This window comes from Streptomyces sp. A1277 (assembly GCF_004795015.1).
In the GTDB taxonomy this organism is placed as follows: domain Bacteria; phylum Actinomycetota; class Actinomycetes; order Streptomycetales; family Streptomycetaceae; genus Streptomyces.
On sequence record NZ_SSBI01000008.1, the window covers coordinates 157,846 to 165,244 of the forward strand.

The following is a 7,399-nucleotide window of genomic DNA, read 5'->3' on the forward strand; positions in this document are numbered from 1 at the left end:
ACAGGGCCCCCGGCTCCACCAGCAGCACAGCGAGCAGCACAAGAAGGGCACGGCGTCGTGGCAAGGGTTCGGACAGGGGTACGTGCGATGGGCGCCGTGCTTGCGGCGGTGCTGGGGGTGTCCCTCATGGGATGCAGCAGCACCGGCGGCAAGCGGGCGGAGGAGCGTGCGGCCAAGGCCGCGGCCGAGGGCCGGTCCGCGGTGAACACACCCCGCTGGACCTTCGCCATGGTCACCCACTCGGGCGACGGCGACACCTTCTGGGACATCGTCCAGAAGGGCGCCAAGATGGCGGCCGACAAGGACAACATCAACTTCCTGTACTCGCACGACGACGAGGGCCAGCAGCAGGCCCAGCTCGTGCAGGCCGCCATCGACAAGAAGGTCGACGGGCTGATCGTCACGCTCGCCAAGCCCGACGCCATGAAGGACGTCGTGGCCAAGGCCACCCGGGCCGGCATCCCCGTCATCACCGTGAACTCGGGCTCCGCCGAGTCCAAGAAGTACGGCGCGCTCACCCACATCGGCCAGGACGAGTCGATCGCCGGCGAGGCAGTCGGCGAGGAGCTGAACGCGCGCGGCCGCAAGAAGGCCCTGTGCATCCTGCACGAGCAGGGCAACGTCGGCCACGAGCAGCGCTGCGCCGGGGCGAAGAAGACCTTCGACGGCCGGATGCAGAACCTGTACGTGGAGGGCACCAACATGCCCGACGTGCAGGCGTCCATCGAGGCGAAGCTCCAGGCCGACAAGGACATCGACGCGGTCGTCACCCTCGGCGCGCCCTTCGCGGACGCCGCCGTCAAGGCGAAGCAGACCGCGGGCAGCAAGGCCGAGATCGACACCTTCGACCTGAACCCCAAGGTCGCGGCCTCGCTCCAGTCCAAGACCCTCGGCTTCGCCGTCGACCAGCAGCCCTACCTCCAGGGGTACGAGGCCGTCGACCTGCTCTGGCTCTACCGCTACAACCGCAACGTCCTCGGCGGCGGCCGCCCGGTCCTGACCGGCCCGCAGATCGTCACGTCCGACGACGCCGCCCAGCTCGCCGAGTACGCCGACCGGGGAACGCGATGACCGCCGCGTCCGGCTCGTCGTCCCCCGCCGGGACCGACGAGCGGCTGCTGCACACCTCACCGCTGCGCAAACTGCTCGGCCGCCCGGAGCTGGGCTCGGTCGTCGGCGCGCTCGCCGTCTTCCTCTTCTTCGCGGTCGTCGCCGACAGCTTCCTGCGCGTCACCAGCTTCGGCACGGTGATGTACGCGGCCTCCACCATCGGGATCATGGCGGCGCCGGTCGCGCTGCTGATGATCGGCGGCGAGTTCGACCTCTCCGCCGGTGTGATGGTCACCAGCTCCGCGCTGGTCTCCTCGATGTTCAGCTACCAGATGACGGCCAACGTCTGGGTCGGCGTCTTCGTGTCCCTGCTGGTGACGCTCGCCATCGGCGCGTTCAACGGCTTCATGCTGACCCGCACCAAACTGCCGAGCTTCATCATCACGCTCGGCACGTTCCTGATGCTGACCGGGCTCAACCTCGGCTTCACCAAGCTGATCAGCAAAAGCGTCTCGACCAAGACCATCGGCAACATGGAGGGCTTCCCCTCCGCACGCAAGCTCTTCGCCTCGTACTGGACGGTCGGCGGCGTCGAACTCAAGGTGACCCTCCTGTGGTGGGCCGGCCTCGTCGCCGTCGCCACCTGGATCCTGCTCCGCACCCGCTTCGGCAACTGGATCTTCGCGGTCGGCGGCGGGGCCGACGCGGCCCGCGCGGTCGGCGTCCCGGTGATCCGGACGAAGATCGGGCTCTACCTCGGCGTCGCCTTCGCGGCCTGGGTCTCCGGCCAGCACCTGCTGTTCAGCTACGACGTCGTCCAGTCCGGCGAGGGCGTCGGCAACGAGCTGATCTACATCATCGCGGCCGTCATCGGCGGCTGCCTGATCACCGGCGGCTACGGCTCCGCGATCGGCTCCGCGGTCGGTGCCTTCATCTTCGGCATGACCAGCAAGGGCATCGTGTACGCGGAGTGGAACCCCGACTGGTTCAAGTTCTTCCTCGGGGCGATGCTGCTCCTGGCCACCCTGCTCAACGCATGGGTACGCAAGCGCGCGGAGGCGACGAAATGACGGCCCCCAAGGCACCGAACGGGCCGCAGGACACCGGCCGGCAGGCGCTGGTCGAGCTCGACGACGTCGCCAAGTACTACGGCAACGTCAAGGCCCTCGAAGGCGTCTCGCTCCAGGTGCACGCGGGCGAGATCTCCTGCGTGCTCGGCGACAACGGCGCCGGCAAGTCCACCCTCATCAAGATCATCGCCGGGCTGCACCGGCACGACGCCGGACGGTTCCTGGTGGACGGCGAGGAGACCACCCTCGCCAACCCGCGCGACGCCCTGGACCGGGGCATCGCCACCGTCTACCAGGACCTCGCCGTCGTCCCCCTGATGCCGGTCTGGCGGAACTTCTTCCTGGGCTCCGAGCCGACGACCGGCGCGGGCCCCTTCAAGCGCCTCGACGTGCGGCTGATGCGCGAGACGACCCACTCGGCGCTGCTGCGCATGGGCATCGACCTGCGCGACGTGGACCAGCCCATCGGCACCCTGTCCGGCGGCGAGCGCCAGTGCGTCGCCATCGCCCGGGCCATCCACTTCGGCGCCAAGGTGCTGGTCCTGGACGAGCCGACCGCCGCGCTCGGCGTCAAGCAGTCCGGGGTGGTCCTCAAGTACATCGCGGCCGCCCGGGACGCCGGCCTCGGCGTGGTCCTCATCACCCACAACCCGCACCACGCCTATCTCGTCGGCGACCGGTTCGTCCTGCTCAAGCGGGGCGCCATGGCCGGCAGCCACACCAAGGGGAGCGTCACGCTGGACGAACTGACCCGCCAGATGGCGGGCGGCAGCGAGCTGGAGGAGCTGAGCCACGAGCTGGAGCGCGCCTCCGGCCCGGGCCCCGACGAGACCGTGTAGCGAAGGCGCCCGGCGACCCCGCCGCTCCCGGGGTGGCAGAATCGGGGCAGACGGGCGCCGTCCGCCACCGGGATCACACCTGACCCGGTCACCCCAGACCCCTCAGGGACGATGAGCACGTACCGCGACTTCACACACCGCGGCTCCGCCCGCGCGACCGTCCTGCGGACCGTGGGCACCCGGGAAAGGCGCTCCCACCTCACGGCGCCCCGGGTCCCCACCGTCGGCATCGACATCGGGGGGACCAAGGTGATGGCCGGCGTCGTGGACGCCGACGGCACGATCCTGGAGACCGTCCGCACCGAGACCCCGGACAAGTCCAAGAGCCCCAGGGTCGTCGAGGACACCATAGTCGAGCTGGTCCTGGACCTCTCCGACCGGCACGACGTGCACGCCGTGGGCATCGGCGCGGCCGGCTGGGTCGACGCGGACCGCTCCAAGGTGCTGTTCGCCCCGCACCTGGCCTGGCGCGACGAGCCCCTGCGCGACGCCCTGGCCTCCCGGCTCGTCGTCCCGGTCATGGTGGACAACGACGCCAACACCGCCGCCTGGGCCGAGTGGCGCTTCGGGGCCGGCCGCGGCGAGGACCACCTCGTCATGATCACCCTCGGTACGGGCATCGGCGGCGCCATCCTGGAGGACGGCCAGGTCAAGCGCGGCAAGTACGGCGTCGCCGGTGAGTTCGGCCACATGCAGGTCGTGCCCGGCGGCCACCGCTGCCCCTGCGGCAACCGCGGCTGCTGGGAGCAGTACAGCTCCGGCAACGCCCTCGTCCGCGAGGCCCGCGAGCTGGCCGCCGCCGACTCCCCGGTGGCCCACGGCCTCATCGAGCGCGTCAAGGGGAACATCCCCGACATCACCGGCCCGCTCATCACCGAACTGGCCCGCGAGGGCGACGCGATGTGCGTCGAACTCCTCCAGGACATCGGCCAGTGGCTCGGCGTCGGCATCGCCAACCTGGCCGCCGCGCTCGACCCCTCCTGCTTCGTCATCGGCGGCGGTGTCAGCGCCGCCGACGACCTGCTCATCGGACCGGCCAGGGACGCCTTCAAACGCCACCTCACCGGCCGCGGCTACCGCCCCGAGGCCCGCATCGCGAAGGCGCAGCTCGGCCCGGAGGCGGGTATGGTCGGCGCGGCCGACCTCGCCCGGCTGGTGGCCCGCCGCTTCCGCCGCACCAACCGCCGCCGCGTCGAGCGGTACGAGCGGTACGCCCAGATCTACGACCAGGCCGCGAGCACCATCCGCAACACCCGCAACACCCGCACTTCGTAGGGACCCCCAGACCCATGACCGCAGCCGAGCACCCCGTCGTGCCGCGCCAGTCCACGCCGCCGGAAGAGGGTGACGGGCGGCCGCCCGAGACCCGCCGCCATCTGATCCGGCGGCGCCTGATCACGGCGACCATCATCGTGCTGCTCATCGGCGTCCCCGCCGGGTACCTGCTGATCTCGGCCGGCCAGAGCCGCCGCTCCGGCCAGGACAAGGCCGCCGAGGCCGCCGCGCAGGGCCTGCGGGCGGGCTGGCCGTCCCGGATGCTGCGCCGCATCTTCGAGGTGCCGATCCCCGGCTACGCCACGGAGGTCCAGTACTACGAGACCAACAACTGGAAGGCCAGCCGGATGTACGCGCAGTTCCGCACGACGTCGGCCGGCCTGGACCGGTTCCTGACAGACGTGGGCACCGGCCGCGCCGCCCTGGAGGCCGGGAAGGTCACCATCGGCGCACGCGACACGAAGATCGCCGGCTGGTACTTCGGTGACGGCGTCTCCTGGGCGGGCACCACCCACACCAACGAGGACCCGCGCCCCACCCAGGACATCACCGTCGACATGACCGACCCGATGTCACCCGTCGTCTACGTCGTCTCCGCCGCGACCCCCTGACGCCGCTCCCGGCGCCAGCGCCTGCACCTCGGCGTAGGACAGCGCCCCGCGATCCACCGCCCGCCCGGCACGGATCGCGGCGGCGGTGGCGGCGGCCCCGGCCAGCGCCTCCCGGTAGAGCAGCGAGCCGAGACTGACCCGGCGCACGCCCAGGGCGCCCAGCTCGGCGAGGCCGGGCCCCGCCGGGGAGAACAGCACGTTCAGCGGGGTGACGAGGGCGGCGGTGAGGGCGGCGATCCCCGCCCGGTCCGAGAGCCCCGGCACGAACACCCCGTCCGCGCCGGCCTGCTCGTAGACCGCCAGACGGTCCGCGGTCCGCTCCCGCTCGCGCCCGAGCCAGTAGGTGTCCGTGCGGGCGTTGACGAACAGTCCGGGCGCGGCCGCCTTGACGGCGGCGATCTTCGCGGCGTGCAGCTCGACGGGGGCCAGAGTGCCGTCCGGCCGGCCGTCCTCCAGATTGATCCCCGCCGCCCCCGCCTCGTACAGCCGGCGGGCCAGCACGGCGACCTCGGCCGGGTCGTCGCTGAAGCCCCCTTCGGCGTCCACGCTGAACAGGAACGACCCCCGCCCGAGCCGGCGGGCCAGGTCCACGGTCGCCTCCTTCGTGGCCGCCGCCCCGTCCGGCAGCCCGAGGCCCGCGGCCACGCCGAGACTCGTGGTGCCGACCGCCTCGAACCCCTCCGCGACCAGGGCGGCGGCGGAGGCGTGGTCCCAGGCGTTGGGCAGCAGCAGCGCGCCGCCCCGGTGGTGGAGCCGGGCGAACGGGGTCAGCGGGCGCCCGAGCAGTCCATCGGCCAGGGCCAGGGCGTGCGCCCTGCCGGGGCAGACCCGGGGCGGTGCGCCGAAGGTGAGCGGCACGGGGCGGCCGTGCTGGGCGGCCACCAGGTCCAGCAGCACCACATCGCCCTCGGCGATCTCCCGCCCGGCGACCCGGGTGGCGCGCGCGGCGACGCGCCGCATGGTGCGCACCGGCGGGTCCTCCCGCAGCACCCGGGCCGTCGGTACGCCCGGCCCGGCCGCCGTGACGGCCTCGACCAGCGTGGCCGTCGCGGCACACGCCTGGACCAGCAGCCCGATGCGGTTGGCGACGGCCTCCGGACCGGCTTCGTCCGTCGTGCCCGGCGTCAGCAGCGCCACGAGCCGGGCCACGGCCTGATCGGCGGGCGCGGCGGCGGTCCGGCCGGCGGAGGGGGCGTCCCCGGAGCCGGCGCAGCCTGCGCCGTGCGCCGCTCCCGCGTCCCCGAAGTAGGCATCCGCCACCACGGCCACGTCCTGGGCGATCCGTTCGGGCTCCGGCATGTCCAGGGCGGCGGCGAGGCCGCACACCACGCGCGTGCGCAGGCCGCTTCCCCGGCCGGCCGTCGTCGCCGCCCGGTGCAGTTCGGCGGGGTCCAGGCGGGCGAGTTCGGCTTCCACCAGGGCGCGGCGCCGCCGGTGCGGCTCGCCGGAGGCGAACCTGGCCACGGTGGCCCGCAGCCAGGCGACGCTCGCGCCGGGCGGCCCGTCGCAGGGGTCCGGTGGCCCCGGGACGAGCGCGGGGTCGGCGAGCGCCGCCCGTACCTCGGCGTACCGGCTGAACTCGTGTGACGTCGCGTGACTCATGGCTCCGACGCTAGGGCCGGAACACTTCGGCGGCCGCCGAACCGTGCCTGCGGCACCATGAGGGCATGTCCCCTCTCGCCGAGACGGCCGCTCTCTTCGCCGACCGCACCCGGGCCGCCTTCTGCCGGGCGCTGCTCGACGGACGCGCCTGGACGGCCGGTGAGCTGGCCCGGCACGCGGGCGTCAGCGCGTCCACCGCCAGCGAGCAGCTCTCCCGCCTCGTCGCCGGCGGCCTGCTGGCCGAGGAGCGCCAGGGCCGCCACCGCTATGTCCGGCTGGCCGGCCCGGAGGCCGCCGCCCTGACCGAGGCCCTGGCCGCGTACGACCCCGGCACGCCTTACCCCGGCAACCTGCGCGCCTCCGTGCGCCAGGACGCCGAGGCCCGGGCGCGGACCTGCTACGACCATCTGGCGGGCCGGCTCGGCGTGGCCCTGGCGGACGCGATGACGGCGCGCGGCCTGGTCGACACGGACTCCGGGATCGCTGTGACCCCGGCGGGCCGGGCCTGGCTGGCCGACGCCCTGGACTACCGGCAGCCCGCGGGCACCCGGCGGCCCCTCGTACGCACCTGCCTGGACTGGACCGAGCGCCGGCCCCACCTCGCCGGGGCCCTCGGCGCGGCGCTGTGCGCGACGGCCCTGGAGCGGGGATGGGTGCGGCGGGTCGGCTCGGGGCGTGCGGTGAAGGTGACGGCGCGGGGGAGTGAGGCGTTCGGGGAGCTGCTGGGGGTATCCACCTGCTGTTCCTCAGAGTTGAGGGAGTGAGCGTAACCACGTATGAGTGAGTGTCGTTCTCAGGGTGTGAATCTGACGGAGTGGGCGAGGGCGCAGGGTGTGCATCCGCAGACCGCGTATCGGTGGTTCCGTGAGGGAACGTTGCCGGTGCCGGCTCAGCGGGTCGGACCGCGAACAATCCTGGTGAACGTGGACGCGAACACCGCGTCTGGGGCCAT

At 73.0% G+C, this 7,399-nt stretch carries 7 protein-coding genes and 1 pseudogene; 7 read left to right on the forward strand and 1 reads right to left on the reverse strand.

The features are described from left to right. The first annotated feature begins 87 nt into the window (after positions 1-87). From E6R18_RS08280 to E6R18_RS08300, 5 genes are all read left to right on the forward strand, one after another. Entirely contained in the window at positions 88-1,071 is a 984-nt protein-coding gene (locus E6R18_RS08280; RefSeq protein WP_136316188.1) for a sugar ABC transporter substrate-binding protein, read from the forward strand. Then, positions 1,068-2,120: an ABC transporter permease gene (locus E6R18_RS08285; RefSeq protein ID WP_136316189.1), complete on the forward strand. Its 1,053-nt coding sequence runs from the start codon at positions 1,068-1,070 to the stop codon at positions 2,118-2,120. The genes E6R18_RS08280 and E6R18_RS08285 overlap by 4 nt, the downstream gene beginning before the upstream one ends. Then, complete coding sequence (locus E6R18_RS08290; protein ID WP_136316190.1) at positions 2,117-2,959, forward strand: ATP-binding cassette domain-containing protein; 843 nt, start codon at positions 2,117-2,119, stop codon at positions 2,957-2,959. The genes E6R18_RS08285 and E6R18_RS08290 overlap by 4 nt, the downstream gene beginning before the upstream one ends. A gap of 111 nt (positions 2,960-3,070) precedes the next feature. Continuing rightward, complete coding sequence (locus tag E6R18_RS08295; protein ID WP_136316191.1) at positions 3,071-4,234, forward strand: ROK family glucokinase; 1,164 nt, start codon at positions 3,071-3,073, stop codon at positions 4,232-4,234. Between the two features lie 14 nt (positions 4,235-4,248). Next, a complete protein-coding gene (locus E6R18_RS08300; RefSeq protein ID WP_136316192.1) occupies positions 4,249-4,845 on the forward strand; it encodes a hypothetical protein in 597 nt (198 codons plus the stop codon). On the opposite strand, the gene E6R18_RS08305 is transcribed toward E6R18_RS08300, so the two are convergent. Next, positions 4,807-6,447, reverse strand: a complete 1,641-nt coding sequence (locus tag E6R18_RS08305; protein WP_136316193.1) for an isocitrate lyase/phosphoenolpyruvate mutase family protein — start codon at positions 6,445-6,447, stop codon at positions 4,807-4,809. The genes E6R18_RS08300 and E6R18_RS08305 overlap by 39 nt on opposite strands. 65 nt (positions 6,448-6,512) lie before the next feature. On the opposite strand from E6R18_RS08305, the gene E6R18_RS08310 reads away from it, so the two are divergent. Together E6R18_RS08310 and E6R18_RS08315 are read left to right on the forward strand one after the other, a co-directional pair. Beyond that, complete coding sequence (locus tag E6R18_RS08310; protein ID WP_136316194.1) at positions 6,513-7,211, forward strand: winged helix-turn-helix domain-containing protein; 699 nt, start codon at positions 6,513-6,515, stop codon at positions 7,209-7,211. Between the two features lie 36 nt (positions 7,212-7,247). Beyond that, positions 7,248-7,399 (forward strand): annotated as a pseudogene (locus E6R18_RS08315) (IS607 family transposase); the annotation flags it as partial.